The sequence below is a fragment of the Acidovorax radicis N35 genome (assembly GCF_000204195.1).
Classification (GTDB): Bacteria; Pseudomonadota; Gammaproteobacteria; order Burkholderiales; family Burkholderiaceae_C; genus Acidovorax; species Acidovorax radicis.
Map to the genome: position 1 here is coordinate 92,056 of NZ_AFBG01000024.1, position 26,181 is coordinate 118,236.

A 26,181-nucleotide genomic window follows, 5' to 3' on the forward strand; every position below is an offset into this window, starting at 1 on the left:
ATGTCCAAACCCACCCCTACCAGCCTGCTGCAACAACTGCGCGAGCGCCAGCCCGACCTGCCCGAGGCCCAGCGCAGCGTGGTGCGAGTGGTGCTGGACGACCCGCGCGCCGCCGTGGTCGCCACCGTGGAACAACTGGCCCAGCAGGCGGGCGTGTCCATGCCCACCATCGTGCGCACCTGCCGCAGCTTTGGCCACGACTCGGTGCGCGAATTCATGGTCGCCCTGGCGCAGGATCTGGCTGTGTCGGGCTCGCACCTGCACCGCAGTGTGCTGGCCGATGACAGCGCGCAGGACGTGGCCAGCAAGATCGTGCACGCGGCCGTGTCGTCGCTGACCGAGCTGGGTCGCAACCTCGACGCCGAAGTGCTCGACCGCGTGGCCGAGCGGCTGGCGCAGGCGCGGCGCATCGACTGCTACTCGGTCGGTGCCGCCTCCACCTTCATGGCCAGCGAGCTGCAAAGCCGCCTGTTCCGCCTGGGCTGCACGGCCAACGCGATTTTTGATGCGCACCAGCAGCTCGTGTCGGCCAGCACGCTGGGGCCCGATGGCGTGGCCTTTGTCATCTCGCACGTGGGGCGCATGCCCTATGCGCTGGAGGCGGCGCGGTTTGCCCGCTCGCAAGGCGCCACCGTGGTGGCGCTGACCCAGCCCGGCACGCCGCTGGCGGAGGTGGCCGACCTGGTGCTGGCCGTGTCGGTGCCGCAGGACGCGGTGATGCGCGTAGGCACCGAGGCCTATCTGGCCCACCTGGTGGTGATTGAGATCCTGACCGTGCGCCTGGCGCAAAAGCTGGGCCCCGTGGCCACCCGCGGGCTGCAGCAGTTCAAGCAGCTGCTGCACAAGCACGGTTTTGACAGCGCCGAATACGTCGGCGCGTTTGACAGCCACGCGGGCCAGAGCCACTCCAGCGCCGCCAGCCAAGCCCCTGACCCATCGCGCGGCCAGGCCGCAGAGGAATGACATGGCGCATGCAACGCTGCTGAGCAATGGCCGCATCGTGGACGGCACGCCCCGCCCCGGCTGGGTGGGCGATCTGCTGATTGAAGGCGACCACATCACCGCCCTGGCCGAGCCGGGCCAGATCGACCCCGCCGCCCTGGCCCGTGCCCGGGCCTGCGAACACTTCACCGAGGTGGACTGCACCGGCCGCGTGATCGCCCCCGGCTTCATCGACGTGCACACGCACGACGACGCCGCTGTGCTGGACGCGCCCACCATGCTGCCCAAGCTCTCACAGGGCATCACCACCGTCATCGTGGGCAACTGCGGGATTTCGCTGGCGCCGGTAGTGACCGACAGCCCGCTCGCCCCCCTCTCACTGCTGGGGCGCCTGCAGTTTCGCCACGCCAGCATGGCCGACTACGCCCGTGCCGTGGACGCCGCCCAGCCCGCCGTGAACGTGGCCGCACTGATGGGCCACACGGCCCTGCGCATGCGCCACCTGGCCGACCTGCGGCAAACTGCCACCGCCGGCGAGCGCGCCGCCATGGCCGCCGACATGGAAGAAGCCATGACCGCCGGGGCGCTGGGCCTCTCGTCGGGCATCTTCTACAGCGAGGCGTATGCGGCCGATGTGGAGGAGTTGGTGGCCGTGGCCTCGGTGGCGGCGCGCCACGGCGGCGTGTATGCCACGCACATCCGTGACGAGCTGGCAGGCATCCTGCCTGCGCTGCAAGAGGCCGCACTCACGGCCCGCCATTCGGGCCTGCCACTGGTCATCTCGCACCACAAATGCGCCGGGCCGGCCAACTGGGGCCGCACGCGCGAGACCCTGCCACTGATCGACCAGTTGGCACAGGGCCAGGAGATTGCGATGGACGTGTACCCCTACACCGCAGGCTCCACTGTGCTGCGCGAAGACCTGGTGGACGGCATCATCGACATCCTCATCACCGGCAGCCAGCCCCACCCCGAGATGGCCGGGCGCTACCTTGCTGACATTGCGCGCGAGTGGGGCGTGCCCCAGCAAGAGGCCGCCGTGCGCCTCAAGCCCGGTGGAGCCTGTTACTTCCAGATGCGCGAGGACGATGTGGAGCGCGTGATAACGCACCCGCTGTCCATGATCGGATCGGACGGTCTGCCACACGACGAGCGGCCACATCCCCGGTTGTGGGGGGCCTTTCCGCGCGTGCTGGCCTGCTACTGGCGGGACAAGGGCCTGCTGCGGCTGGAAGAAGCCGTGCACAAGATGACGGGCTTGTCGGCCCAGCGCTTTCGGCTCGGCGGGCGCGGCCTGTTACAGGCAGGGCACATGGCCGATGTGGTGGTGTTTGACCCCGAGCGCGTGCGCGACCTGGCCACTTTCGAGCAACCCCAGCAATTCAGCGAAGGCATTGAACAGGTGTGGGTGAACGGTACCTTGAGCTACACCCATACGGAGCGGGCCACTGGTGCACGGGCGGGCCGCTTTGTAACACGCAATACCAAGCCCTCAGCGGGCTAATCACAGTGCGCAGCGCTTTGGGCGCCTACGCGGTGGTGAGTGTGTTGCAACGGCCGGTTGAATCCTCCGCCGCGCCAACCCGCCACCGCTGTGGCATGTAGAGATTGCCTGCGCATGGATTCTTCAGATGCCACATGTCGGTTGTTGAACCACCTGCCCGTCGGCGACTTCACACGCCAGCGGTAGGTGATCTCAACCCTCATACCAGCCGCACTTCAAAGTACGCGCCATCCCCGTCCCCCAGATCCCTGAACCCCGCCTGCTTGGCGGCAACACTGGCCTTGCCCCAGGCCTTGAGCAAAGTGAGATCTCCTGGGGACACCACCTCCGGCGGGGACTCCTCCAGGCTTTGCATGGTGTCCAGGGCCGCAGCGACCTGCTCCGGGCCGCCCAGCTGCTTCTCCAGTGCCTTGGCGTACCGTGTTTCCGCTGCCATGCGCTCCTTGGCCGGGAGTTCCTCGGGATAGTCGCGCAGGGTGACAACGTAGGTGGATTCGATGACTTGCATGGCTGTGCTTCTCCTGTGTTTATAAAACTGTATAAATATACAGTCTTCTTTGAAAAAGCGCATGCAGGATGAACCCAAGGAGGTCCCAGGGAGTACCCAGCCACTTCCCGCGCTTGCCCATTTGTAGACTGTCCCGGGGACCGCCCCTTTGTCCATCGGATCGGTGCCGCATCCTGGTCACACAAGACGCTACTACGCAGCAGCAAGTTGCCACCCGGCGAACACCAAGACACCTCGCCAATGCCAAAGAGTTCTGGAGGGCTCTGAACGATTGTTCTCAATACTGGAACAGTTAGTTTGCGACTGAGTGGTTTTTCTCTGAACAACAGCGGCGTACAGTTCAACCCATCGATGAGCCGAACCCGCAAGGCGACTCACCGAACCCGGTTCAAGAACGGTTTTTGTCCCGGCTTTTATTGAGACGCTTTTTTAACTTCAAGGATTTTCATCATGAACAAGACCGCACGTTTCCTCTCCATCGCCGCTGTGGCCGCTTTCGCTTCTTTCGGTGCCCAGGCTGACGAAGCCGATGCTTCGCAGTTCGCCACCAAGTTCGACACGAACCGCACCCGCGCTGAAGTGGCTGCTGAAGCCGCTACCGTGGCACAGACCCGCTCCATTGAGCCTGCTGGTTCGCGTGTGGTGACTTACAAGTCCACCGCTGACCGCGCTGCTGTGCGTGCTCAGGCTGCTGAAGCCCTGCGCACGGGCCAGATCTCTTCTGGCGAATTCAGCGCCATGTAATTGACGCAGTTGCGGGCCTTCCCATGGTGGCGGCACTTCGCGGGTGCTGCTGCCATGGGGAGTGTTTTTATCCCGCACTGAAGCCAAGCAAACTGGGCTCCCGTTGGGAGCCTTTTTTGTTGCTGCGTCCATGCCTCTGCAAGCAGCTGAAAATCCCTGCGGGTTTTGCGCATTCGACGCAGGGCTCGAGGCCGTGCGCGGTTTTCATGGTCAGAACTCTCCGTGTGGGCGTGCAATATGCAGAGCTTGGGGGACGGACGGTCACAGCGCATTGAGCGGTATGCGCAGGTAGGCCACGCCGTTGTCATCCTTGGGCGGCAGGTCACCAGCGCGAATGTTGACCTGCACGGAAGGCAGGATCAGCGCCGGCATCTCCAGCGTGGCGTCGCGGCGGGTGCGCATGGCGACGAAGTCGTCTTCGCCCACGCCGTCATGCACGTGAATGTTGCTTGCGCGCTGCGCGGCCACCGTGGTTTGCCAGGCGGGCTCGCGGCCGCCGGGCGGGTAGTCGTGGCACATGAACAGGCGGGTGGCAGGCGGCAGGGCCAACAGTCGGCCGATGGACTGGTACAGCGTGTGCGCGTTACCGCCCGGGAAGTCGCAGCGCGCCGTGCCCACGTCGGGCATGAACAGAGTGTCGCCCACGAACACGGCGTCGCCCACCTGGTAGGCCATGCAAGCCGATGTATGGCCCGGCACCGCCAGGGCCTGAGCCTGCAGGCTGCCAATGCGAAACGCCTCACCATCGGCGAACAGGTGGTCGAACTGTGCGCCGTCGGCATGAAAACCGGACTCCAGATGGAAAATGCCCTTGAACACCTTTTGCACCTGGGTGATGGCCGCGCCAATGGCAATCTGCCCGCCCAGCACTTCTCGCAGGTGGTGCGCGGCCGTGAGGTGGTCGGCATGGGCATGGGTTTCCAGAATCCACCGCACGCTGAGCTGCTGCGTGCGTACAAAGTCGACCACCTTGTCGGCCGATACCGTGCGTATGCGACCGGCCTTGGGGTCGTAGTCCAGCACCGGGTCCACGATGGCGCAGTGCCCACCCGGGTGGTCGAAGACCACATACGTCACCGTCCAGGTGGCGGGGTCGAAGAAGGCTTGAACCTGGGGTTGCGGTTTGTCTGGCGGTTGCATGGGAATGTGTGTCCTCGCAATTCAATTAAGATATTTATAGTTTATTGACATATAGTTTGTTGGTCAATAAACTATCGACCAACACCCCACCCCGCAACCTATGGAGTCCTCATGCAGGCCCAAATCACTACCACCATGGACCTGGAAAGCCTTCGCCTCTCGGCAGATAGCGCTTGCCGACTGATGAAGGCGCTGTCCAACCCCGACCGACTCTTGCTGCTGTGCCAGCTCACGGAGGGAGAAAAGCGCGTAGGAGAGTTGGAGGCGCTGGTGGGCATCGCCCAGCCCACGCTGTCGCAGCAACTGGGCGTGCTGCGCGACGAGGGGCTGGTGACCACCCGCCGCGAAGGCAAGAACATCCATTACCAGATCGCCAGCCCCCAGGCACTGGCCGTCATGCAGACTCTTTTTGAACAATTCTGTGCCCCCAAAGAGGCTTTCCATGCAGATTGACTGGAACCACTTCACCCCCTGGGCGGCCCTGGTGGGAGGCCTGATCCTGGGCTTGGCCACTGCCGCCTTCGTGCTGCTGCATGGCCGTATCCTGGGCATCAGCGGCATCCTGGGCGGCCTGCTGCCCCCGCGCGGCAATGACACTGCGTGGCGGGTGGCCTTCGCGCTGGGCTTGCTGGCTGCGCCTTTGCTCTACCGGCTGACGGTGGGCATGCCGGAGGTGCGCATCGACGCCAGCTGGGGCATGGTGGTGCTGGCCGGGCTGCTGGTGGGCGTGGGCACGCGCTATGGCTCGGGCTGCACCAGCGGCCACGGGGTGTGCGGCCTATCGCGCCTGTCGCCGCGCTCTCTGGTGGCAACGCTGGCCTTCATGGGCGCGGGCTTTGCCACGGTGTATGCCATTCGCCACCTGCTGGCCTGATCGCAAGAGGACTGACCCATGAAGCTCCAACGCATTTCTGAATTCGGCATCGGCCTGGTCTTTGGCCTGGGTCTCATCATCTCGGGCATGACCGACCCGGGCAAGGTGCTCGGCTTTCTAGATCTGGCCGGCCAGTGGGACCCCTCGCTCGCCTTTGTGATGGGTGGCGCCATTCTGGTGGGCGTGGTCGCCTTCGCCGTGGCCCGCAAGCGCAGCACTAGCGTGTTCGGCGGCCCCATGCAACTGCCCACCGCGCGCCACATCGACCGGCGCCTGGTGCTGGGCAGCCTGCTGTTCGGTGCCGGCTGGGGCATCGCGGGCTTTTGTCCCGGGCCAGCCGTCGTGTCGTTGGGCACAGGCGAGCCCAAGGCCGCGGTGTTCGTGCTGGCCATGCTGGCGGGCATGGGCGCCTTTGAATGGCTGGAGATGCGTAAGGCGGCCCGCAGCACACCCCACGCGGCTTGAGCGAGCGTCAACGCCATGACCACCAACCCCTGGCTTGCCGCCATCGTCACCCTGGGCATGGTTGCGGCGTATGAAGGCTGGCTGGCCGCGGTGCAGCGGCGGGCCCCCGGGCGGCTGGCGCACACCACCCACGCCTCGCTGCGCGAGGACTGGTTTGCTGCCATTTCGGCACAGCCCGGCTCCGAAATCCTGGCCGTGCAGACGCTGCGCAACTCGCTGATGTCGGCCACCATGACGGCATCCACCGCTGTGTTGGGCCTCATGGGCGCACTGTCGCTCACTGCCCCCGCGCTGCACGCCACGCTGGGCGAGGGCGCCACTGGCACTGCCGCGTGGCCGCATTTCACGCCCCGGCTGGCGATGGAGCTGGTGCTGCTGTGCCTGCTGTTCGCGTCGCTCGTTGCCTCGGTGATGGCCGTGCGCTACTACCACCACGCTGGCTTCATCGGCGGCATGCCTGTGGGCGCCCCCCAGCGCCAGCGCTGGGCCGCCGCCGGCAGCGCCTATGTGCGCAAGGCCGGGCTGCTCTACAGCTGGGGCCTTCGGCAGCTGATACTGCTGGTGCCCGTGGTGACCTTTGTGCTGCACCCCCTGGCCGGCGTGGCGGGGGCGCTGGCAGTGGTGATAGCGCTCACCCAGTTTGATCGATACAGGATCGAAAACGAGTAGCTCGATCCGGCGGCGGTTTCCCGCAACCGCTGGGGCTATCCAACTTCTGGGGGTCAGTTCAAACCCGGCGGTTCAGCAATCAACCTTGAACGGGCGCCAGAATTCCAGACGGCAACTTTGCAGCGGTTGCTGCCGTTCGCATCTTGGGCACGAGTGGGTACTATCGGCCAGAACCAGACATTTCCAGCGTATCTCTAATGGAACAAACAGTCCCGGTATTTTCCGATTCATTTGAAACCCCGCGCCTGAGGCTGCGCGCGCCGCACCTCTCAGACGCCGAGGAAATGTTCGCGTCTTATACCCAAGATGCAGATGTTGCTCGTTACATGGTTTGGCAGCCGCATGCCTCTTTGCAGACCACCCGCAACTTCATCACTCACTGTGTCGCTCAATGGGCGACTGGCTCATCGCTTGCGTACATCATCACGTTAAAGGAAAGTGGTCAACTAATTGGCATGCTTGATGCAAGATCTCGCGACCACATCGTCAACATTGGCTATGTCCTCACGCGCAGCCAATGGGGACAAGGTCTGATGGTGGAAGCGATCAAGGCGTTTACAACATTCGCGCTTCAACTTCCAGGAATCTTCCGCGTAGAAGCGACTTGCGATGTCGAGAATCGACCCTCAGCTCGTGCGTTAGAGAAAAGCGGCTTTCTGTTGGAAGGGCGGCTCGCTAGCCATACCGTGCATCCAAACATCTCCGCTATGCCGCGTGACTGCTTCATCTACGCGGCTTGCCGACCTTAATGATCGTCAGAATTCGGCCGAAAAGCGAAACTCAAATGTCGATGAATTCGCCAGCTTCAGCATCATAGAAGCGGGCTGAAAGCTCCCGACAAATCACTCTGATAACCGCACTCTCGCGAGGGCCCCAAATACCTGCCGCCGAGATTGTTCTAGGGTCCGGACTTTCATCCTGGCTTTCAATGGTGAGGCGAAGCGACAGTTCTGATGGTTCGCCGGCAAGGGCGCGCTCTACCGCCGCATCGACCAAATGCCTGGGTCCCAGTGGTACAGGCGTCCAATCCGGCGACAGCGTCGTCAGCTCTTTGTCTTCGCGGAAAATAATGCCGATGCTGCTCATGATGGGCGTGAATTGAACGGTTGAGGCGAATGGCTGGTTGTGGCCGAATTCTGCCCCACGTTGAGGGGCGCTAGCGGGCCCGAAGCGGACCTTGCAGGATTCGCTTCACCGGTAGTCTGCAAGGCGCGTTTGAAATACCAGACAACTGGGTAATTTTCAGGACTCAGGCACATGACGGAAAAGTTTATTCGGTTGAGCAGCTATCTACTGATAGTGGCTATTTGCTCCAGCCCTTACTTACTGTTGGACTCGGTCTTATGGGCCGCACTCCTCACGATTCCAACGTTTCTTGTTGCGCTGCTCGTTGCGGAACACTTCTATAAATTTGTGCTGAGCAAAAGAGCGCCTTGAGGCGTCCGTACGACCGCTTCTGGCCTAAAACCGTCTTAGATCGTTAGGATCAAGCTCATCAGCAATAGACGCAAGCGATCTCTCATGGAATTCACTGAGTGGAACCAAAGCGCGACTCTTTGACCCTATGCGTGAACAGGCAACTTACTTTCACGCAACAGCAAAATACCAAGGGTGCAATCCAATGACGAGTTCTCGAAGGAGCGTGATTTTTGGCGGCCCTGCTCTGATACTGTCGGTACGCGCCTTAGCCCGAGAATCCTCCCAATGGAAGACGGCTAGTCCAAAAAGCCAAGGAATATCGTCCGCCGCTCTGGAACTAGCGTTCGCAAATGGATCAACCATCGGAGCCTTGCGAAGTTTATTGGTTGTACGAAACGGCGTGCTTGTCGGCGAGCGCTACTTTGGGGGAGCCAAACCCACCGATCTCCTCCCCATCAACTCGGTCACCAAGAGCATTTGCTCTTTGCTGATCGGTCAGGCGATCGAGCAAGGAAAGCTCAAGGGTTTTGCCCAAACGGTGGGCGAACTTTTGCCCGATCAGGCAAGAAGATACCCAGGCTCAGCTGCATCCAAAGTCACCCTCGGCCGAATACTGGCTGGTACCACAGGTATCGCCTACGAGTTCAAGAAGCAGTACAACGATCTGACGACATCCCCAGATCCCGTGCAATTCGTGTTCAGTCTGCCCAACGATGGCAGAGGGCCCAATACTTGGTCATACAACGATGCAGCAGTCTCGCTGCTGAGCCCGATTCTTGAGCGTGCCCATGGCATGCCCATAGAAGACATTGCAAAGCGGGATCTGTTCGCTCCATTGGGTGTCGAGAGTTTCTTATGGGATCGCGACAAGGGCGGTCGCGCCATGTCGTACAAGGGTCTGAGCCTGCGGACCCGCGACCTCGCGAAGTTGGCGTGGGTGATGGCCAACGGTGGCAAGTGGCTCAACACCAGGGTGGTGCCTTCTGCTTGGGTAGCGGCGAGTTCCCGCACAGAAGTCACAGGGGTCTGGCCCAATCCCCCAATAACCAGCGTCGGTTACGGACTGCTGTGGTTCACGGGAACACTGGAGGGAAGATATGTAGTGTGGGCGTGGGGATACGGCGGGCAGATTGCGCTCTTTGTTCCCTCGCTGAAGCTTGCAATTGCAACGGCAGCAACGAACCCTCGAATGCAAGACATGCGCTCTCAGGCTGAAGCGATCACATCGATCGTCGCCCAGGTGGTCGCCGGGACCACCTGATTGAAAATAGGCAAGCGACTGCTTAATCCGATCGCGTGCCCAGCCAAGCGCTAGGAGCCGGCCAAGGCTACTGCAGTGAGATGCGCCGAATTTTCCGCTAACCTGCAAGTGCATCCGGCTCCCCAATACTGCATCGGCAGTTTGTTCAGTTTGACGCTGCCGCTAACAGCCTCGGCGTTGAACTTGCCATCGAAGACAGCCCATAGCGGTGGAGTCTGGATAATTCAGCCACAGGCGGGATTCCGCGAAAAACTCAAAGCGATGACAACAACACTGAAGGACCTTTTGGCACAACGAACGCAGCTGGATGCCGCGATTTCAGAGGCCCGGAAAGAGGCATCTGAGGACGCGCTGAGGAAAGTACACGATCTGGTGGCTGAGTTTGGATTCACTGCCCAGCAAGTCTTCCCTTGGAAGCCCATCGTCAAAAAGGTCGCCCAAAAGTATCGGGACGAAAAGAGCGGCGCGACCTGGACAGGACGAGGTAGGGCGCCCGCCTGGATTGCCGGGAAGAACCGTGACGATTTCCTGATAGAGCGCCCAAGGACTACTCAAGAGGGCCCATTCCTAGCGGAGATGGCAGCTGAGTCCGCGAGAAGGCAGGACTGACTGTTGATTTCCGCGTAGAAGTGACCCACTAACCCCCAAGTAACAGTCGGTTGAAGTATCGGCGGGCGGCTCAGCCGCTCGAGCACTTTGCGATCCCAAGCTTCAAGGGCGGCGCTCGCTGCGCCCCTCTTTTGCCTCCGAGGCGCCCGCTCAGGGCAGCGACTTCACACCCTCAAACGCCGCATTCAACGCAGCCTCAGCCGCCAGCAGCCGCTGCCGCGCCTCGCCCGACCACACGCGGTCTTTGGCCAGGATGTCTTTGGCAACGGTCGCCATGCGCGTGACCTCCTGCGGCTGCGGCCCGCCTGTGCCGGTGCGGGTGGTCACCATGTCTGCGGGCGACAAAGCCCGGCGGAATGCGGCTTCACCCAGCGGCAGGCGTTGGTCCTTGAGGTCGTATTTCTTGCCCGCTTCGCGGTAGATGCGCACGGCTTCGGCGTAAGGAAAGTCTTTCGGCCGGATGTTGCGCTCCTTGGCAAACACCACAACATCCGACGCAAAGTGGTGACCCACCCGGAACGGCACACCATGGCTGCGCTGCAGCGCCTCGGCCAGCTCCATCGAGGTGGTCCACTCGGATTCAAGTTCGTCCAGCGCACGTGCCGGGTCGATGCGCAATGAGTCCAGCACATCGGCAAACTGCTGCAGCATCTCCACGCCCTGCACAAAGGTCTTGGCGCTGGCCGGGCTCCAGGTGTTCTTGTAGTCAATCATGCCGGGCGTGACGTTATGCGCCCGCCACAGCGACGCCTGGGCCGAGGCCACCACGTCGCTGGCCTTGGCCCGCGTGTTCTGGATGATGCCGGGGTTGGCCTTCTGGGGCATGGCACTGCTGGTGTACGTTTTGGAGCTGGCCAACAGCAACCAGGGCCGGGTCTGGTGGTACTGGGTGTGCACATCCTGCATGAACGCGCCCACGCGGATGGCGGTGGAGCTGGCGATGGACGTGGCCTCGATGGGAATGTCGTAGGTGCTGATCTGCCCCGCATCCAGCGAGTTCACGATGAGCCCGTCGAACCCCAGCAACTGCGCCAGGCGCTCCCGGTTGATGCCCCAGCTGGAGTTGGACAGCACCGCCGTGCCCATGGGGCTGAGGTTGATGCGGGCATAGGCCTCGCGAATGCGCGCCGAATCGCGAGCGAACGAATCGGCCCAGGCCATCAGGTAGTGCCCGTAGCTGATGGGCATGGCCTGCACGCCATTGGTGTAAGCAGGCACATAGGTGGCGGTGTGTGCCTGCGCCGTGGTGATGAGCCGCGCGCGCACCTGGTCCAGCGCATCGGCAAAGTCCAGCATTTCCAGACGCAACTGCGCGGCATTCAAGGTGGAATGGATGTCCTGGCGGCTGCGCCCGGTGTGGATCAGCGTCGCCTCGGGGCCCACGGCATCCGTGATGATTTTCTCGACCTGCAGCACATCGGTGGGCCGCTTGCCACCGGGCGTGGTGGCCTGGGTGATCGACAGCTCGACGCCGCGCGCGATGCGACCCGCCTGGGCCTTGGGGATGATGCCCTGCTCGGCATTCACCACGGTCGACGCCATGTTGATGCGACCAAACCAGTAGAACGTGTCTTGCGACTTTGCCAAGGCGCTGGTGGCGTCCCCTTTGACCACCCCCTGAATCTTGGCCACCTGCGCCTGGCACTCGGCCGTGGTCTTGCACGCGGTGTCCAGGGTATCGGCCGCGTTGGCCTGGCCCATGGCGAGGATGGCCGCCATCACCGGGGCGATGAGAAAACGGGACGGGCGCGAGGTGATCTCGCCCAAAGTGGGGCGCTGCAATGACGGCATGGGTTTTGTCTCCTGAGTTCCTGCGCACTGGTTTGCACACAGTGCGGGAATAAGATTCGTTAGTTGAATGGCCCCAGGGCAGGCTTGCGTCTACCCCAAGGCCAGTGATCGTTGCACAGCAGTCACGACAGGGCCAATGCTTCTTTTTCAACATGATTCAAATTTTGAATACTTCATGCCAGACCTGACGCCCTCCGTCCTGTTCAATCGCATCCTGGGGCGCGTGCGCCTCAAGCACCTGCAGTTGGCGATCGCGATTGCCGACCTGCAAAGCCTGCACCGGGCGGCCTCTGCCATTGGCTTGAGCCAACCCGCAGCGACCCATGCGCTGGCGGAGCTGGAAAGCTCCCTGGGCGGCCCGCTTTTTGAAAGGCACTCCAAGGGCATGCGCTTGACCCGCCTGGGTGAGGCGGTTCTGCCGCTGCTGCGCGCTTCGCTGGTGCCCCTGCAAGCGGCTGCTGGCAATGCGGCGCTGATGCAGCAAGGGGCCGCGTCCGCGCTGATCCGCATCGGAAGCATTGCGGCGGGCATCAACGGGTTGCTGACTGTGGCCATCCCGTCGTACTGCGCCCTGCACCCCAGCGCCGCCATCGATGTTCACGAAGTCACCATCGACAACCTGCTGGAGAGCATCCAGGAAGGAACCCTGGACCTGGCGATCTGCCGCGAGCCGACCCCGCTGCCGCAGGGGTTCGAGTTCCACGCCGCGCTGCAGGATGAATTCGTCATCGCCTGCCGCCCTGAGCACCCGTTGGCGCAACAGGCCACCGTCACGGGCGCTGAACTGCTGTCACAACGCTGGCTGGCCCCGCCACTCACGGGGCTGGGGCCTCAACAGGTTGATAGCCTTTTTGACGATCTGGGCGGGGTGCCGGAACTGTGCCGAGTGTCGAGCCGCTCGACGGAAATCATCTACGCCATGCTGGCGGAAAGCGACATGCTGGTCTGCGTGCCAGCGAGCCTTGTTTTGCCGTTTATACGGCGCAGGGATCTGGCCGTTTTATCGTGGAGACCGCAAGGTGTGGGACCGCTCGGCGTATTGGTCAAGACGGACGTGTTGGCCCACAAAACCCACCCTTGTCACGGCTTCATCGAGCACGTACTCGCCCTTGGGCGTTGATCTGGGTACTGGGTAGTTTCGTGGGTCGGTTCGAAGTCCGTTTAGCAGCGGTTGCTGCCGGTCAGGGATGAGGTTTGGACGGCGGCTGGGGGGCTAAAGCTGACTCTCATCTAAAAGACGGGCGTTGTTTTGCCGTGATCCCCCTATCGTTGACCGGCTCTCGTATCGTGCAGCAGGCCAAGCCCGGTCATGCGAATATTGACCGCAGTTCTTGACACCCCGAAGCTCTTCATCAACTGGTTGGTCACTGCGTAATACGCATGGCGACTCCAAGGCTGAGAATCGACAAAGAGTGGCCCGAACCCCTTGTCTCGAATTTCGAGCTTTGCCAACAATGCGTGCGTTTCCCGTCGGAAGTGCTGGCTCGGCATGAGTAGGCAGGAAGCGAAGTAGTTGGCTTGGTATTCCAGCCTTCTCACGTCGTTTTCGGTCTCGAGCCCTCGCCCGGTGTCCTGCTGTTCACTCTCGGAGTGCTGCTCTGAGACTAAGTACTCCCCATGGTCAAGGAGAAAGTGTCCGAGCTCGTGAGCTAGCGTAAACCGATCTCGTCCTTCGTTGGGCTCATCAGGCGTGAAGAGCTCGATGACATTGGGACGGAACGAAATTCGCGCTAACACCCGGCGCGGCAATTCGGGTGGGAGCGGCTGCTGATGTTTGATGCGTACATCTTTGACTGATGGGTGGCGGGCGCAAAATTCATTGAGCGATACATATGCCGTGGATACGGAGGCCTCAGCCAATACAGTCTGAGCCCGGTTTTCAAGTTCATCCGGCGTCAGATACCTGACTACGCTTCGCTGCTCTCGCTCAACGCAGAGACTTGGGGGGGCACCTTGTTGGTCCTCAGCAATGTCCACTGAAAGAGCCTCGAAGAAGGCGCGAACTGAATTTGTGCGAACGTTCGCTGCCTGCATGTAGAGCTCGAAGAGGGAGCTTCTGTAGTGCGGGGCCGTAAGTGCGAACAGGATTTCGTCGTCGCTTTTGGAGTCTGATGCTGAGAATGTCGCGGACGCGGACCTCCGCAATGTCCATTGAAGCTCTTCCGCAGGAAAGTATCTTGCCACTCCGATCCGCATCGAACGACAGAACTCCAGTGCTCCGGACTGGAGTTCGCGATTGGAAATCAGTATGGGTTTTGTGCCGGTTGGACCGATCTGTATTGCTTTGGCATAGAAAGACTCGACGTCTGCAACGTTGACAGAGTTCTTGTAGTTCTTGCACTCAATGAGATAAATGCTCGTGTAGTCATCAGCGCCCGGATACCAAACCTCAATTGAGACATCAACAATGATGTCGCTTCCTCTAGCGCGGGAGTAGTACCCCTTCTGCCGAAAGATCCGACAATACTCAGCAGGCACATGAAAGCGACCCGCGGCTATCGCTTCGCGGAAGAGGTTGAAGATGGCCTCTTCGAGCTCATCGCCCTTCTTCTTTGTATTCACAGAGCCAGACTAGTGATTCGTTCGCCTGAGTGTATAGACCTCTCGCCTGCGAAGCACAGGCCCAGCACCGGCGTCAATGCCTGAAACGCCCTCCTGGTCACCTCCGTTGCGGCGCCTCACATCGTAGAGTTGGCGAGATGTCCAAAAGCGGTCGTTGGCAAACGGTCGCTTCCAACCTCAAACTGCCGCGCCAGAAATCTGTTCTGCAGCGGTGGCAGCCCTTCCCGAGTCGGTGCCGAACTCACGCTGACTGGCACCTAACGGTCGTTCAGCTTGACGACCCACCGGTGACATGTGCTTCCGCAGGAGCCGTTCAGCCGACTGCCAGCCGGTTGGGCCAGAAGGCAGGTTGCCCGGGCTTCGGTCGCATGTCGCATGCCGAGGGACTCAAGCGATTGCGGTTGCGAGCGGCGCCCCTCTATAGTGCATTTGGCATGCCGTCCCATGGCTGCTACACTGTATTTATATACACATCAGTCCGGCGGACCATGAACTCTATCGGCATAAGAGCATCTCCGACGAAGATCACATTCGTAGTGTTCGACAAGGACGCTGGTGCCATTGTCAATGTCGAAGTACTTCGGATCCCCGTCGCTTTCGAAACGCCAGACGCACTAAAGTACGTCCGAAGCAACCTGTTGGATATCTTGCGAGAGTATGAAGTTGACTACGCGGGGGTTCGAGTGACTGAGCCGAATGCTCAGTCGATGAACATTGCACGCATTCAGCTAGAAGGCGTCATCCAAGAGGCGTTCGCCAGCAGCCTGCTGAAGGGCTACTACGTGGGCCAGATCTCATCCATCAGCGCGCGACTCGGCATCCCGCGTACAGACTTCAAGCTGTACGTTGATGGCACGAAGACGTGGAACGTCGAGGGATGGGAATCCCTTGATGCAGATGCCCGCGAGGCGATGCTCTGTGCTATCGGAGCCGGAGCATGACATTGCTTGCTCCATACGATAAGGCGGAGGTCAGCTTCCGGCTCGATAAGGAAATTGGTCAAGAAGGTGCCAACTCAAAAACCTACATCGCGCACGACGAGCAGTTGGACGCCGAGATCGTCATCAAGAAGGTGCCGTACAGCGGAGTAGGATCAGTCGATCAGTACTTCGAAGAATCTCGCATTCTCTATATGAGTGCACATCCGAACGTAGTACAGGTGTACTACGCATGCAAGGATGCTTCGCACATCTACATCGCGATGCCCTATTACCGTCGGGGATCGTTGAATACCTTGATGAATGCGCGCTTTTTGACGGTGAGGGAGATCGTCACACTTGGATGCCAGATTGCCGCCGGCCTGCACAATATCCATTCGAAGCGCCTTGTGCATTTCGACATCAAGCCTGACAACGTTCTCCTCTCCGACAGAGGTGAGGCCTTGGTGTCCGACTTCGGTCTGTCAAGACGAACTAGCACTTCTGGCAAAGCGGAGCAGGACAGGCTCTACTTCAAGATGTGCCCGCCAGAAGCATACAAGTCGATCGAGCATGACGCTCGCTTTGACGTCTACCAACTCGGACTAACTCTGTATCGGATGTGCGCTGGCAATGCGGAGTTCTATCGTCAGTTCAATACCTTCGGGTCATCCGGAAGCTTCGACCTGAACGCATTCAAGGTAGCCGTTCGCAATGGGCAGTTTCCCGACCGTTCCAAACTGCCTGAACACATACCGGCTCGGCTGCGTACGGTCGTTACCGGCTGTCTGCATGACGATCCAGCACAGCGCACGCAAGCAGCAATCGAGGTGGCGAATGGGTTGGCCCAAGTCGACGAGAAGCTTGACTGGAAATACAGCCTATCGTCCACGGGGCTGCGCGAGTGGGTCCGTTTCGAAGGAGAAATGGAATACCGTATCGCGGTAGCTTCTGATGGATCATCGTACGCCCAGAAAGGTAAGACGGGCGGCAAGCTGTCTCGGATAACAAGCTATTGCAGTTCCTCGATCACGTCCGCGTCCCTAAAGAAATTTCTGAAGGAGACATAGTGACCAAACTGATCAAGAACGATCCACGACAATACCGAACGAGATCCGTGATCGCGAGTGGCCCAATGAAGGCAGCACCAGAATCTCGATCAGTTCCATCGGACGCTGATCGATTAGCTGAGGCAACCTTCGACAAACGCTGGTACGTGCAGTTCACTCCCGTAAAGCGCTAACGGAGGCGCGACTGGCGGAACGACTGGTTCCGAGAGCTTCTGACGGTCGGGCCGTCACGCTCAACGTCCCTGATCAGCCTCTTGCAGTCATCGGAGCGTTTAGGGGCTGCTCGGAACGCAAGAACTTCTAGTAAAACCAAAGAAAAAGAGCGCTCAAACTGAACGCTCTTTTTTATATAGCAACAAGCCCAAAAAGAGCTGCGGTTTGCTTCGTATTTCTAGGTCGTCTTTACCCGTCAAGTTCGAGTTTACGACTTTACCGTTACAAATGACCACCCCGCAAACCCGCATGAATGCTGGAGGCTTGTTTACGACTTTATTTGCGTGTTTACGACTTTAATTACCCAGAATACCAGGAATATCCGCCCCCAGCGCGTCACTCCACAGTGACACTTTTCGCCAAATTTCTGGGCTTATCCACATCCGTCCCCCGCGCACACGCCGTGTGATACGCCAGCAACTGCAGCGGCACGACATGCAGCAGCGGGCTCAGCGGGCCATAGTGCTCAGGCATTCGGATGACGTGAATGCCTTCGCCGCTTTCGATGCGGGTGTCGGCGTCGGCCAGCACGTAGAGCACACCGGCGCGCGCGCGCACTTCCTGCATGTTGCTCTTGAGTTTTTCCAGCAGCGCATCGTTGGGCGCCACCGTGACCACGGGCATGGCGCTGGTGACCAGGGCCAGGGGCCCGTGCTTGAGTTCACCAGCGGGGTAGGCCTCGGCGTGGATGTAGCTGATTTCCTTGAGCTTCAAGGCACCTTCCAGGGCAATGGGGTAGTGCAGGCCCCGGCCCAGGAACAGGGCGTTTTCCATGCGGGCGAAGTCTTCGGCCCAGCTGATGAGTTGGGGCTCCAGCGCCAGCACGGCCTGCAGCGCCACGGGCAGGTGGCGCATGGTTTTGAGGTGGGCAGCTTCCTGCTCCTCGCTCAGCCGACCTTTGGATTGGGCCAGCGCCAGCGTCAGCAAGAAGAGGCCCGCGAGCTGGGTGGTGAAGGCCTTGGTGCTGGCCACGCCAATCTCCACACCCGCGCGGGTGATGTAGGCCAGCTTGCACTCCCGCACCATGGCGCTGGTGGCCACGTTGCAGATGGTGAGCGTGTGCGACATGCCCAGGCTTTGCGCGTGTCGCAGCGCCGCCAGCGTGTCGGCCGTTTCGCCCGACTGGCTGATGGTGACCACCAACGTGCTCGGGTTGGGCACGCTGGTGCGGTAGCGGTATTCGCTGGCCACTTCCACTTGCGTGGGGATGCCGGCGATTTCTTCGAGCCAGTATTTGGCGGTGCACCCGCTGTAGTAGCTGGTGCCGCAGGCCAGGATGAGGACGCTGTCGATCTCCTTGAACACGCGCCAGGCGGCGGCTCCAGGCTCGCCGTGTTGGCCCGCGCCGTCGAACAGCTCGGGCACGATGCCTTCCACGCCTTCGAGGGTGTCGGCAATGGCGCGCGGCTGCTCGAAGATTTCCTTTTGCATGTAGTGGCGGTAGGGGCCCAGCTCGGCCGCGCCGCTGTGGGCCAGCACGGTGCGCACGGGGCGTTGGGCGGGCGTGAGTGCGGCGCCGTCCTTGCCCACGATCCAGTAGCGGCCCAGTTGCAGGTCTGCCAGGTCGCCCTCTTCCAGGTAGACGATCTGGTCCGTCACGCCGGCCAGTGCCATGGCGTCGCTGGCCAAGAAGTGCTCAGGAGATTGCGAGGCCCCTCCGGCAGCGTCTTTGCCAACCCCCAGGATGAGCGGCGAACCGGCGCGCGCCCCCACCACGCGGTGGGGTTCGTCCTTGTGCATCACCGCGATGGCGTAGGCGCCGTGCAGCTCGGCCACGGCGGCCTGCACGGCATCGAACAGGTCGCCGGTGTAGTGGCTGTCCACCAGGTGGGCGACGACTTCGGTGTCGGTCTGGCTCGCAAACACATAGCCGCGTGCCTGCAGTGCCTTGCGCAGTTCTTCGTGGTTTTCAATGATGCCGTTGTGCACCAGGGCCACGCGGCCAGCGCTCTGGGCGTTGGCGTCAGCGCCCGTGCCGTGGCTGAAATGCGGATGGGCGTTGTGCACGGCAGGCGCGCCATGGGTGGCCCAGCGGGTGTGGGCAATGCCGGTGGCGCCGTCGATGCGTTCCGTGGTCACCTGGTCCAGCAGTTCGGCCACACGCGCCGTGCTGCGGGCGCGCTGCAGGCCCGCCGGGCGTGCGGCATCGAGGCTGGAGGCGTGCACGGCCACGCCGCACGAGTCATACCCCCGGTATTCAAGCCGCTGCAGGCCCTGGACGAGGATGGGAACGATGTTGCGCGTGGAGACCGCGCCGACGATGCCGCACATGGTGTTTGCCTTGGTTTGAAAGCGATGGGCGATGTTAGGCAGCCCAGTAAGAAATTGTTGATTGATATTTATTAATTTTTGAACTTTAATTTCACAAATCATTCATTGTGAAATTTTCTTTCAAATCACAAAAATTTATGGAATCCATATCGCTCGACAGCACGGACTTGCAGCTGCTCAACCTCCTGCAAACCGATGCCGCACAAAGCAACCAGGCGCTGGCCGAGCAGGTGCATGTCTCGCCACCCACCTGCCTGCGCCGCGTCAAGCGCCTGCACGATGTCGGTCTGATCGAGCGCCAGGTGGCCATCCTGCAGCCCGACCGGCTGGCGGCCGTTCAAGGCCACGGGCTGGCATGCATCGTCGAGGTGTCGCTCGACCGCCAGGGCGCCGAGCAGCTCGAAGCATTCGAAGCCCGCGCCGTGGCCGACAACGCCGTGCAGCAGTGCTGGCGCGTGTCGCCCGGGCCCGACTTTGTGCTGGTGGTGCACACCCGGGACATGCCGGGCTACCTGGCGCTGTCGCGGCGCCTGTTCACAGGCGATGCCAACGTGCGCAATGTGAAGGCTTTTTTCGCGACGCGCCGGGCAAAATTCGATACAAAAGTGCCTCTAGCGCTTGATTAGAAATCGTTGCACGCTATCAATTTTGAAAACCCCAACGGCAACCACACTGCAGCGAATCCATGGCGATACCGTGCCGCCGCTGCCCGTGCAGTTGCCCTCTGCGGTGCCTGGTCATTTCGTGCTGGTATCGCTCCTGGGGGAGATGTAAGCTCCCCAGCCACCACCACCCCTCGTGCCCAGCCCATCGGGGGGCGCTGCGGGCCGCCCCCCATTCCGCCCATGCCCACACCCCGCCGCCAGATGCCCCGACGTATCTATCCCCTGCGCATTCTGGGCATGGGGCTGGGCGGCATGGTGGTGGGCGTGGTGCTGTGGGAGCGCCATGCCAGCGTCACCGCCTGGCTGACCATGGCGCTGCCCGCATTCGTCTGGCCGCATGTGGCCTATCTGGTGACGCGCCACAGCAAAGACCCCTACCGGGCCGAGACCCGCAACCTGCTCATCGACTCGGCCCTGGCCGCCAGTTTTGTGCCGCTGATGCACTTCAACCTGTTGCCCAGCGTGCTGCTGCTGACACTGACCATGGTGGACAAGATCACCACCGGCATCCGCGGGCTGTGGGCGCGCGCGCTGCCCGCCATGCTGGCCGGAGGGCTGGTGGGCGCGGCGCTCTCAGGCCTGCACTGGGCGCCTGAAACCTCCATGCGCGTCATGATCGCCTGCCTGCCGGTGATGGCACTGCACACGCTGTCGGTCAGCCTGGTCAGCTACCAGCTCATCCGCCAGTCAGCGCGGCAGAACCAGCTGCTGGACGAGCTGCGGCGTGTGGATGCACTCACCGGCCTGTTCGGGCGCGGCCACTGGCAAGAGCAGGCCGAGGCCGCGCTGCGCCGCCACCACACCAGCAACGAACCGGCCTGCATGCTGATGCTGGACATCGACCATTTCAAGGAGATCAACGACGCCCACGGCCATACCGTGGGTGACGAAGTGATCCGCGCACTGGCCCATGTGGTGCGCGGCAACGTGCGCGCGGGCGACTGCGCGGGGCGCTACGGTGGTGATGAATTTGCCATCGTGCTGCCCGGCATGCAGGCCAAGGACGCGCTGGCCATTGCCCACCGCATCCGCGAGCAGACCGAGAGCGTTCGCCTGCGCAGCCTGCCCGGCGTGCGCGTCACCAGCAGCATTGGCGTGGCCCCCGCCGACCACCGCCACAGCAGCCTGCGCGCCTGGATCGACGCGGCCGACGCCGCGCTGTATGCCGCCAAGAACGGCGGGCGCAACCGCGTGGCAGGGTGCATGGAGCCGGACCTGGTGCCAGCGGTGTAGCGGGCGGCCGCCGGTTCAGCGTCAGGGGTTGGTGACCCCGGGGTCAGCCTCCGTCGCAGCACATTCCACGGGCCATTGCACACGCACCGTGCAGCCCCCACCCGGCATTGCCGTGGCGCTGAGGTGTGCGCCATGGCGTTGCGCCACCGCACGGCACAGCGCCAGACCCGTGCCCACGCCGTCAAACTCAGTCTCGCGGTGCAGGCGCTGGAACACACCGAACAAGGTGCCCGCACGCGCCGGGTCAAACCCCACGCCGTTGTCTCGCACCGTAAAGGCCAGCTGGCCCCGTGGCGCCACATCGGCCTGCACGGTGATGCAGGGCTGCGCCACAGGGCGCGTGAACTTCAAGGCATTGCCCAGCAGCTGCACCAGCAGCTCCTGCAGCAGCGCGGGGTCGGCCTGCAGGATGGGAAGGTCGGGGGCCACATCCCACTGCACCACGCGCCCGGCCTCTGCAGCGGCCAGCGCGGCGCGCGCCTGGGCGACGGCATCTGCCAGCGGCACAGGCTGTTGGCGCAGCGGCGCGCGGCTGGCGTGCACCAAGGCTTGCAGGCCGTCGATCATGAGCCCCATGCGCCGGGCCGACTGGTCCATGGTGGCCAGAAAGCCCAGCGCCTCCTGCACCTCGGCGCCTTGCAGCACCTCGGATGGCAGGTCACCCAGCACCTCGCGCACCAGCTTTCCGTACGAGGTCACATGCCGCAGCGGCGCGCGCAGGTCGTGCGATACCGCGCGCAAGAACTCCTCCTGCGCAGCGGCCATTTCGGCCACCTGCTGCTGGCTGCGGGCGAGCGCGGCGCGCAATTGCTGCAAGGTGTTTTGGGTGTCTTCGTCGTTCATGGACATGTATTCACCCTCATGAAAACTGACGCGGCCGCTGCGAGTGCACCCGTGGAACGGGCTTTGCCAGGCCACGGGGCGCGTCCCCCTCCCGAAGCAGAGGGGGAAGGCGCGCAGCGGCTCAGGGGGTGTTTCACTTCTTTGGCCGGACCCAGTTGGCTATGCTGACCTGCTTGCCCCGCGACACACTGAGCGCCCCTGGCGCCGTGCTCTTGGTGATGGTGCTGCCCCCACCCACCGTGCCGCCCGCACCAATGGTCACCGGCGCGACCAGCACGCAGTTGCTGCCCACGTGCACATCGGCCTCGATCACGGTGCGGTGCTTGTTCGCGCCATCGTAGTTGGCGGTGATGCTGCCCGCACCGTAGTTCACACGTTCGCCCACGGTGGCGTCACCCAGGTAGGCCAGGTGGTTGGCCTTGGCGCCGTCGGCCAGGGTGCTGTTTTTCACTTCCACAAAATTGCCGATGTGCACCTCGCGACCCAGTTGTGCACCGGGGCGCAGGCGGGCAAAGGGGCCGATCAGCGCGCCCTCGCCCACGGTGGCGCCAGCCTTCTCGCCGTCGATGTGGGTGAACGGATGGATCACGGCGCCCGCCGCGATGCGTGCGTTAGCAATGCAGCAGTTCGCGCCAATGCTCACGCCCTCGCCCAGCTCCACGCGGCCGGTGAAGACGCAGTTCACGTCGATCTCCACATCCTGCCCACACACCAGTTCGCCGCGCACACCGGTGCGGGTGTCGTCGCGCAGGTCAAAGCGGGCGGGGTCGGCCAGGCGCACGCCTTGCTCCATCAGGCTGCGCGCGGTGGCGAGCTGGTGCGCGCGCTCCAGCTCTGCGAGCTGCAGCGGGCTGTTCACGCCCGCCACCTGCAGCGCATCGGTGATGCGATGCGCCACCACGGGCACGCCATCGGCCACGGCCATGGCGACGATGTCGGTGAGGTAGTACTCGCCCTGGGCGTTGTCATTGGTCAGCCGCGCCAGCCAGCCGCGCAGCAGCTTCGCGGGCACGGCCATGATGCCGCTGTAGACCTCGGTGATGGCGCGCTGGGCGTCGGTGGCGTCCTTGTGTTCGACGATGCCTTGCACGGCATCCGATGCATTGCGCACGATGCGGCCATAACCCGTGGGGTCGGGCAGGGTCACGGTCAGCAGGGCCAGCTTGCCGCCTTCGCTGGCCGCCACCAGGGCACGCAGGGTGTCGGCCTGGGTCAGCGGCACATCGCCCGACAGCACGACCACCGTGCCGTCATCGCGCAGGTGGGGCACGGCCTGCTGGACGGCGTGGCCGGTGCCCAGCTGGGGCTCCTGGCGCACGAATTTGAGGTCAAAATGGCCTCCAGCGCTTGCTGCACCTGCAGTAGCAGCTTCTACTTCTATAGCACCATGGCCGGTGATGACGATGGCGCTGCGCGCCTGTAAATGGGCTGCCTGGTCCAGCACATGCTGCAGCAATGGGCGCCCGGCCAGGCGTTGCAGCACCTTGGGGAGGCGGCTTTTCATGCGCGTGCCCTTGCCGGCCGCCATGATGAGGATGTCGAGTGAGGTCATGAAAAAGGAGGTGGGGTTGCGCAGCAAAAGCCCGGCGTGCGGGCATGGCGTGGATTATCGGTTGCGGCCAACACAGCGCAATATGCTATTCAAACCATAGCTTCTTACGCTTACCACACAAGCGCCAGAGGCCAATTTGATCAAATTTCTGCCGCAGCAGTACCTCTACAACAGCGGCATCAGCCGGGGCGGCGTGTCGTAGTACTCGGCGATGCGGGCCAGCGCGCGGGTGTTGAGCAGGCGCAGCCGCCCGTTTTTCAGCTCATGCAGGCCCAGCAGCGACAGGCGCCGCAGCGTCTTGTTGGTGTGCACCAGCGACAGCCCCAGTGCATCGGCAATGTGCTGCTGGTTCAGCGGGAACGCCACCGCGCCGTCCTCCACCAGCCCGATGCGGTCGAGCCGCCGGTACAGGTGCATGAGCAGCATGGCCACGCGTTCGGTGGCGTTGCGGCGGCCGGTGGTCAGCAGGTTGTCGTCCACATGGCCTTCTTCGTGGGCCGACAGCCAGGTGATGTCGTAGCCCAGGCGCGGGTGCTCGCGAAACAGCGCCCACAGGCTGTCGTTCTGGAACACACACAGCGAACAATCGGTCAGCGCCTCGATGCCGTGGGTGGAGACATCGCCAAATTCCTGCTGCAGGCCCACGAGGTCGCCAGGCAGCAAAAAATTGAGGATCTGGCGGCGCCCGTCGCTCATGGTCTTGTAGCGAAAGGCCCAGCCCGAATACAGCGTGAACAGCTTGGCGTTGGTCTGGTTCTCGCGCACCAGCGCGCCGCCGGCCTCCACGGCCAGGCTGTCCGTGCGAAAGCCTTCAATGAAATCCAGCACCTCGGGCTTCACGGCCGTGAACGCGCCGGTCTTTCGCAGCCGGCAGTCGTGGCAGGTCGGGGGACAGGCGTTGGCAGGCAGGGTGACATTCATGGTGGCGCAATTCTCATCGATTCACACTGGGCGACAGCACCACGACGCGCGGGGTGGCGCAGCAGTTACATCTATGTCTTTTGACATTGTGCAACCGCCGCGCCCCCCCTACATTGACCTCACTTATGAACGTATCCCCCGTCCTCTACGAGGTTCTCTATGTGAGCACCCTCGCCCCCGATCAACCCTTGAGCGTGGTGGCCGAGATTGCAGGGCGCGCGCGCCATGTCAACGCGGAGCTGGACGTAACGGGGTTGCTGATTTTTGACGGCCAGCGCTTTTGCCAGCAGCTCGAAGGCCCGCAGAAGGCGGTGCTCAAACTCATCGAACGCATCCGCAACGACCCCCGCCACGTCAACGTCGAGGTGCTGCACCACGGCCCGCTCGCGGGGCGGCGTTTCCACCAGTTCAGCCTGGCGTTCAGCACGGTGGAAGACGTGGACGCGCTGGCGCGCATGGAGCATCTGGACGGGGACGCAGCGCTCGCGGCCTTTGAAGCCGTGCGCGGCGAACTGGTGCTCTGAACAGGCCCCTGCCCGTCACGCGGCTTCGGGCCAGCGCCGCAGGATCAGGGTCGCGTTCACGCCCCCAAAACCAAACCCGTTGAGCATGGCATGCGTGAGCGCCATCGGCCTGGGCCGCAGCGCCACCATGTCCAGCCCCTCGGCCAGCGGATCGGGCGTGTGCAGGTTCAGCGTGCCCGGCACCACCTGGTCGCGCAGCGCCAGCGCCGTGAAGATGGCCGCCACCGCACCCGCCGCCCCCAGCAGATGGCCGGTGGCCGACTTGGTGGAACTGATGGCCACCTGCGCCCCCGTGCCAAACACACGGCGGATGGCGGCCAGCTCACCACGGTCACCCACACCGGTGGACGTGGCGTGTGCGTTCAGGTGCTGCACATCCTGGGCTGTGAGGCCTGCCTGCGCCAGCGCGGCCAGCATGCTGCGCGCTGCGCCATCGCCATCTTCGGGGCCGGAGGTGATGTGGTACGCGTCGGCCGACGTGCCATAGCCCACCAGCTCGGCCAGTGGCTGTGCGCCGCGCGCGAGGGCGTGGTCCAGCGCCTCAATCACCAGCATGCCTGCGCCCTCGCCCATCACAAAACCGTCGCGCTGCGCATCAAACGGCCGCGAGGCCTGCTCGGGTGTGTCGTTGAACGCCGTGCCCAGGGCCTTGGCCGCTGCAAAACCGCCCAGGCTCACGCGGTCAATGGCCGCCTCGCTGCCACCGCACAGGGCCACATCGGCCTCGCCGCTGCGGATCAGGCGCGCGGCATCGCCAATCGCCTGGACGCTGGCGGCGCACGCGGTGACCGGCGCGCCCAGCGGCCCCTTGAGACCATGGCGGATCGACACCTGCCCTGCCGCCAGATTGACCAGGAACGACGGCACCGTGAACGGCGACAAGCGCTGCGGGCCACGCGTGTCGGTGGTGCGCACGGCCTCGGCAATCGCGCCAAAGCCACCAATGCCCGAGGCGATCACCGTGGCCGTGCGCTCGCGCGCCCGCTCATCGGCAGGCGGCCAGCCGGCCTGCGCCAGCGCCTGCTGCGCCGCGCCCAGCGCAAAGGGGATGAAGCGGTCCATCTTGCGCTGGTCCTTGGACGAGACGATGGCATCCACGTCCCAACCCCCCTCCGCGTCGTCCGCGACGCTGGGCACCTGCCCCGCCACCTTGGCGGCAATGCCGTCCGTGACCGCCTCCGGCAGGCGCGACAGGCCCGAGCGCCCTGCCAGCAGGCGCTGCCAGACCAGTTCCACACCGCAACCCAACGGCGACACCAGGCCCATACCCGTGACCACAACGCGCCGCATCAGGCCACCGCCTTATCGCAGCACACACCACTCCACACCTCGGCACCACGGCCGCCAGGGATCATTTTTTTCATGCATTCACCTCGTCAGACAGATTGGGCGCAGCACCAAGAACCGGTTCCAAGGCACTGCAGCGACGCACGGAAACGATCCGCACCTTTATGATTGCAGCCGTCATCATAAAGGCATCACCA

General features: G+C 62.8%; 26 protein-coding genes. 16 read left to right on the forward strand and 10 right to left on the reverse strand.

The window, feature by feature from the left end:
- Complete coding sequence (locus ARADN35_RS0123650) at window positions 1–963, forward strand: MurR/RpiR family transcriptional regulator (RefSeq protein WP_050812575.1); 963 nt, start codon at window positions 1–3, stop codon at window positions 961–963.
- 1 nt (window position 964) lies between these two features.
- Window positions 965–2,446 carry an N-acyl-D-amino-acid deacylase family protein gene (locus tag ARADN35_RS0123655; protein ID WP_010466594.1) on the forward strand — a complete coding sequence of 494 codons (1,482 nt, stop codon included), beginning with the start codon at window positions 965–967 and terminating at the stop codon, window positions 2,444–2,446.
- A 199-nt stretch (window positions 2,447–2,645) separates the two neighbouring features.
- Here ARADN35_RS0123655 and ARADN35_RS0123660 read toward each other — a convergent pair whose 3' ends face one another.
- Entirely contained in the window at window positions 2,646–2,954 is a 309-nt protein-coding gene (locus ARADN35_RS0123660) for a hypothetical protein (protein ID WP_010466596.1), read from the reverse strand.
- Window positions 2,955–3,404: 450 nt separating this feature from the next.
- Here ARADN35_RS0123660 and ARADN35_RS0123665 point away from each other — a divergent pair, with 450 nt between their 5' ends.
- On the forward strand, window positions 3,405–3,698 hold the full coding sequence (locus ARADN35_RS0123665) for a hypothetical protein (protein WP_010465402.1): 294 nt from the start codon (window positions 3,405–3,407) through the stop codon (window positions 3,696–3,698).
- 261 nt (window positions 3,699–3,959) lie between these two features.
- Here the strand turns inward: ARADN35_RS0123665 and ARADN35_RS0123670 are convergent, their stop codons facing one another.
- A complete protein-coding gene (locus ARADN35_RS0123670; protein ID WP_010466599.1) occupies window positions 3,960–4,838 on the reverse strand; it encodes an MBL fold metallo-hydrolase in 879 nt (292 codons plus the stop codon).
- A 111-nt stretch (window positions 4,839–4,949) separates the two neighbouring features.
- Between ARADN35_RS0123670 and ARADN35_RS0123675 the strand changes: the two genes are divergently transcribed.
- From ARADN35_RS0123675 to ARADN35_RS0123695, 5 genes are all read left to right on the forward strand, one after another.
- Window positions 4,950–5,291 carry an ArsR/SmtB family transcription factor gene (locus ARADN35_RS0123675; protein ID WP_010466601.1) on the forward strand — a complete coding sequence of 114 codons (342 nt, stop codon included), beginning with the start codon at window positions 4,950–4,952 and terminating at the stop codon, window positions 5,289–5,291.
- Window positions 5,281–5,712: a YeeE/YedE family protein gene (locus ARADN35_RS0123680; protein WP_010466603.1), complete on the forward strand. Its 432-nt coding sequence runs from the start codon at window positions 5,281–5,283 to the stop codon at window positions 5,710–5,712. The genes ARADN35_RS0123675 and ARADN35_RS0123680 overlap by 11 nt, the downstream gene beginning before the upstream one ends.
- Window positions 5,713–5,730: 18 nt before the next feature.
- Window positions 5,731–6,177, forward strand: coding sequence for a YeeE/YedE family protein (locus tag ARADN35_RS0123685; RefSeq protein WP_010466606.1), 447 nt, complete (start codon window positions 5,731–5,733; stop codon window positions 6,175–6,177).
- A 15-nt stretch (window positions 6,178–6,192) separates the two neighbouring features.
- Complete coding sequence (locus ARADN35_RS0123690; RefSeq protein WP_010466608.1) at window positions 6,193–6,846, forward strand: DUF599 domain-containing protein; 654 nt, start codon at window positions 6,193–6,195, stop codon at window positions 6,844–6,846.
- A 197-nt stretch (window positions 6,847–7,043) separates the two neighbouring features.
- The gene (locus ARADN35_RS0123695) at window positions 7,044–7,595 is read left to right on the forward strand and encodes a GNAT family N-acetyltransferase (RefSeq protein ID WP_010466610.1); all 552 of its coding nucleotides are present in this window, start codon (window positions 7,044–7,046) and stop codon (window positions 7,593–7,595) included.
- A 31-nt stretch (window positions 7,596–7,626) separates the two neighbouring features.
- On the opposite strand, the gene ARADN35_RS28125 is transcribed toward ARADN35_RS0123695, so the two are convergent.
- Window positions 7,627–7,932, reverse strand: a complete 306-nt coding sequence (locus ARADN35_RS28125; protein ID WP_139019238.1) for a hypothetical protein — start codon at window positions 7,930–7,932, stop codon at window positions 7,627–7,629.
- A 478-nt stretch (window positions 7,933–8,410) separates the two neighbouring features.
- Here ARADN35_RS28125 and ARADN35_RS26755 point away from each other — a divergent pair, with 478 nt between their 5' ends.
- The gene (locus ARADN35_RS26755; protein ID WP_081474704.1) at window positions 8,411–9,526 is read left to right on the forward strand and encodes a serine hydrolase domain-containing protein; all 1,116 of its coding nucleotides are present in this window, start codon (window positions 8,411–8,413) and stop codon (window positions 9,524–9,526) included.
- A gap of 75 nt (window positions 9,527–9,601) precedes the next feature.
- On the forward strand, window positions 9,602–10,135 hold the full coding sequence (locus ARADN35_RS0123710; RefSeq protein ID WP_279626875.1) for an H-NS histone family protein: 534 nt from the start codon (window positions 9,602–9,604) through the stop codon (window positions 10,133–10,135).
- 150 nt (window positions 10,136–10,285) lie between these two features.
- Here ARADN35_RS0123710 and ARADN35_RS0123715 read toward each other — a convergent pair whose 3' ends face one another.
- On the reverse strand, window positions 10,286–11,926 hold the full coding sequence (locus ARADN35_RS0123715; protein ID WP_010466619.1) for an argininosuccinate lyase: 1,641 nt from the start codon (window positions 11,924–11,926) through the stop codon (window positions 10,286–10,288).
- A gap of 175 nt (window positions 11,927–12,101) precedes the next feature.
- On the opposite strand from ARADN35_RS0123715, the gene ARADN35_RS0123720 reads away from it, so the two are divergent.
- Window positions 12,102–13,046 carry a LysR family transcriptional regulator gene (locus tag ARADN35_RS0123720; RefSeq protein ID WP_035198567.1) on the forward strand — a complete coding sequence of 315 codons (945 nt, stop codon included), beginning with the start codon at window positions 12,102–12,104 and terminating at the stop codon, window positions 13,044–13,046.
- Window positions 13,047–13,189: 143 nt separating this feature from the next.
- On the opposite strand, the gene ARADN35_RS0123725 is transcribed toward ARADN35_RS0123720, so the two are convergent.
- Window positions 13,190–14,488, reverse strand: coding sequence for an ImmA/IrrE family metallo-endopeptidase (locus tag ARADN35_RS0123725; protein ID WP_010466622.1), 1,299 nt, complete (start codon window positions 14,486–14,488; stop codon window positions 13,190–13,192).
- Between the two features lie 536 nt (window positions 14,489–15,024).
- Between ARADN35_RS0123725 and ARADN35_RS0123730 the strand changes: the two genes are divergently transcribed.
- The gene (locus tag ARADN35_RS0123730; RefSeq protein ID WP_244265943.1) at window positions 15,025–15,429 is read left to right on the forward strand and encodes a hypothetical protein; all 405 of its coding nucleotides are present in this window, start codon (window positions 15,025–15,027) and stop codon (window positions 15,427–15,429) included.
- Window positions 15,426–16,475, forward strand: a complete 1,050-nt coding sequence (locus ARADN35_RS0123735; protein WP_010466624.1) for a serine/threonine-protein kinase — start codon at window positions 15,426–15,428, stop codon at window positions 16,473–16,475. The genes ARADN35_RS0123730 and ARADN35_RS0123735 overlap by 4 nt, the downstream gene beginning before the upstream one ends.
- A 549-nt stretch (window positions 16,476–17,024) precedes the next feature.
- On the opposite strand, the gene glmS is transcribed toward ARADN35_RS0123735, so the two are convergent.
- Window positions 17,025–18,959, reverse strand: a complete 1,935-nt coding sequence (glmS, locus tag ARADN35_RS0123740; RefSeq protein WP_010466625.1) for a glutamine--fructose-6-phosphate transaminase (isomerizing) — start codon at window positions 18,957–18,959, stop codon at window positions 17,025–17,027.
- A 137-nt stretch (window positions 18,960–19,096) separates the two neighbouring features.
- On the opposite strand from glmS, the gene ARADN35_RS0123745 reads away from it, so the two are divergent.
- Both ARADN35_RS0123745 and ARADN35_RS0123750 read left to right on the forward strand, forming a co-directional pair.
- The gene (locus ARADN35_RS0123745; protein ID WP_010466626.1) at window positions 19,097–19,585 is read left to right on the forward strand and encodes an Lrp/AsnC family transcriptional regulator; all 489 of its coding nucleotides are present in this window, start codon (window positions 19,097–19,099) and stop codon (window positions 19,583–19,585) included.
- A gap of 219 nt (window positions 19,586–19,804) precedes the next feature.
- On the forward strand, window positions 19,805–20,857 hold the full coding sequence (locus ARADN35_RS0123750; RefSeq protein WP_010466627.1) for a diguanylate cyclase: 1,053 nt from the start codon (window positions 19,805–19,807) through the stop codon (window positions 20,855–20,857).
- Window positions 20,858–20,878: 21 nt separating this feature from the next.
- Here the strand turns inward: ARADN35_RS0123750 and ARADN35_RS0123755 are convergent, their stop codons facing one another.
- From ARADN35_RS0123755 to ARADN35_RS0123765, 3 genes are all read right to left on the reverse strand, one after another.
- The gene (locus tag ARADN35_RS0123755) at window positions 20,879–21,706 is read right to left on the reverse strand and encodes a sensor histidine kinase (RefSeq protein ID WP_010466628.1); all 828 of its coding nucleotides are present in this window, start codon (window positions 21,704–21,706) and stop codon (window positions 20,879–20,881) included.
- 127 nt (window positions 21,707–21,833) lie between these two features.
- Window positions 21,834–23,252, reverse strand: a complete 1,419-nt coding sequence (gene glmU, locus ARADN35_RS0123760; protein WP_010466629.1) for a bifunctional UDP-N-acetylglucosamine diphosphorylase/glucosamine-1-phosphate N-acetyltransferase GlmU — start codon at window positions 23,250–23,252, stop codon at window positions 21,834–21,836.
- A 165-nt stretch (window positions 23,253–23,417) separates the two neighbouring features.
- Window positions 23,418–24,173, reverse strand: a complete 756-nt coding sequence (locus tag ARADN35_RS0123765; RefSeq protein WP_010466630.1) for a Crp/Fnr family transcriptional regulator — start codon at window positions 24,171–24,173, stop codon at window positions 23,418–23,420.
- 125 nt (window positions 24,174–24,298) lie between these two features.
- Here ARADN35_RS0123765 and ARADN35_RS0123770 point away from each other — a divergent pair, with 125 nt between their 5' ends.
- Entirely contained in the window at window positions 24,299–24,697 is a 399-nt protein-coding gene (locus tag ARADN35_RS0123770) for a BLUF domain-containing protein (RefSeq protein WP_010466631.1), read from the forward strand.
- A 15-nt stretch (window positions 24,698–24,712) separates the two neighbouring features.
- Here ARADN35_RS0123770 and fabF read toward each other — a convergent pair whose 3' ends face one another.
- A complete protein-coding gene (gene fabF / locus ARADN35_RS0123775; protein WP_010466632.1) occupies window positions 24,713–25,987 on the reverse strand; it encodes a beta-ketoacyl-ACP synthase II in 1,275 nt (424 codons plus the stop codon).
- Window positions 25,988–26,181 lie beyond the last annotated feature (194 nt).

Excerpts from the sequence above, each read along its gene's own strand:
- glmS (WP_010466625.1), bottom strand. The coding sequence starts at position 18,959 with ATGTGCGGCATCGTCGGCGCGGTCTCCACGCGCAACATCGTTCCCATC.
- ARADN35_RS26755 (WP_081474704.1), top strand. The coding sequence starts at position 8,411 with ATGCGTGAACAGGCAACTTACTTTCACGCAACAGCAAAATACCAAGGG.
- ARADN35_RS0123750 (WP_010466627.1), top strand. The coding sequence starts at position 19,805 with ATGCCCACACCCCGCCGCCAGATGCCCCGACGTATCTATCCCCTGCGC.
- ARADN35_RS0123715 (WP_010466619.1), bottom strand. The coding sequence starts at position 11,926 with ATGCCGTCATTGCAGCGCCCCACTTTGGGCGAGATCACCTCGCGCCCG.
- ARADN35_RS0123735 (WP_010466624.1), top strand. The coding sequence starts at position 15,426 with ATGACATTGCTTGCTCCATACGATAAGGCGGAGGTCAGCTTCCGGCTC.
- glmU (WP_010466629.1), bottom strand. The coding sequence starts at position 23,252 with ATGACCTCACTCGACATCCTCATCATGGCGGCCGGCAAGGGCACGCGC.
- ARADN35_RS0123720 (WP_035198567.1), top strand. The coding sequence starts at position 12,102 with ATGCCAGACCTGACGCCCTCCGTCCTGTTCAATCGCATCCTGGGGCGC.
- fabF (WP_010466632.1), bottom strand. The coding sequence starts at position 25,987 with ATGCGGCGCGTTGTGGTCACGGGTATGGGCCTGGTGTCGCCGTTGGGT.
- ARADN35_RS0123755 (WP_010466628.1), bottom strand. The coding sequence starts at position 21,706 with ATGTCCATGAACGACGAAGACACCCAAAACACCTTGCAGCAATTGCGC.
- ARADN35_RS0123770 (WP_010466631.1), top strand. The coding sequence starts at position 24,299 with ATGAACGTATCCCCCGTCCTCTACGAGGTTCTCTATGTGAGCACCCTC.
- ARADN35_RS0123675 (WP_010466601.1), top strand. The coding sequence starts at position 4,950 with ATGCAGGCCCAAATCACTACCACCATGGACCTGGAAAGCCTTCGCCTC.
- ARADN35_RS0123680 (WP_010466603.1), top strand. The coding sequence starts at position 5,281 with ATGCAGATTGACTGGAACCACTTCACCCCCTGGGCGGCCCTGGTGGGA.
- ARADN35_RS0123670 (WP_010466599.1), bottom strand. The coding sequence starts at position 4,838 with ATGCAACCGCCAGACAAACCGCAACCCCAGGTTCAAGCCTTCTTCGAC.
- ARADN35_RS0123745 (WP_010466626.1), top strand. The coding sequence starts at position 19,097 with ATGGAATCCATATCGCTCGACAGCACGGACTTGCAGCTGCTCAACCTC.
- ARADN35_RS0123685 (WP_010466606.1), top strand. The coding sequence starts at position 5,731 with ATGAAGCTCCAACGCATTTCTGAATTCGGCATCGGCCTGGTCTTTGGC.
- ARADN35_RS0123665 (WP_010465402.1), top strand. The coding sequence starts at position 3,405 with ATGAACAAGACCGCACGTTTCCTCTCCATCGCCGCTGTGGCCGCTTTC.
- ARADN35_RS0123650 (WP_050812575.1), top strand. The coding sequence starts at position 1 with ATGTCCAAACCCACCCCTACCAGCCTGCTGCAACAACTGCGCGAGCGC.
- ARADN35_RS0123655 (WP_010466594.1), top strand. The coding sequence starts at position 965 with ATGGCGCATGCAACGCTGCTGAGCAATGGCCGCATCGTGGACGGCACG.
- ARADN35_RS28125 (WP_139019238.1), bottom strand. The coding sequence starts at position 7,932 with ATGAGCAGCATCGGCATTATTTTCCGCGAAGACAAAGAGCTGACGACG.
- ARADN35_RS0123690 (WP_010466608.1), top strand. The coding sequence starts at position 6,193 with ATGACCACCAACCCCTGGCTTGCCGCCATCGTCACCCTGGGCATGGTT.
- ARADN35_RS0123765 (WP_010466630.1), bottom strand. The coding sequence starts at position 24,173 with ATGAATGTCACCCTGCCTGCCAACGCCTGTCCCCCGACCTGCCACGAC.
- ARADN35_RS0123660 (WP_010466596.1), bottom strand. The coding sequence starts at position 2,954 with ATGCAAGTCATCGAATCCACCTACGTTGTCACCCTGCGCGACTATCCC.
- ARADN35_RS0123695 (WP_010466610.1), top strand. The coding sequence starts at position 7,044 with ATGGAACAAACAGTCCCGGTATTTTCCGATTCATTTGAAACCCCGCGC.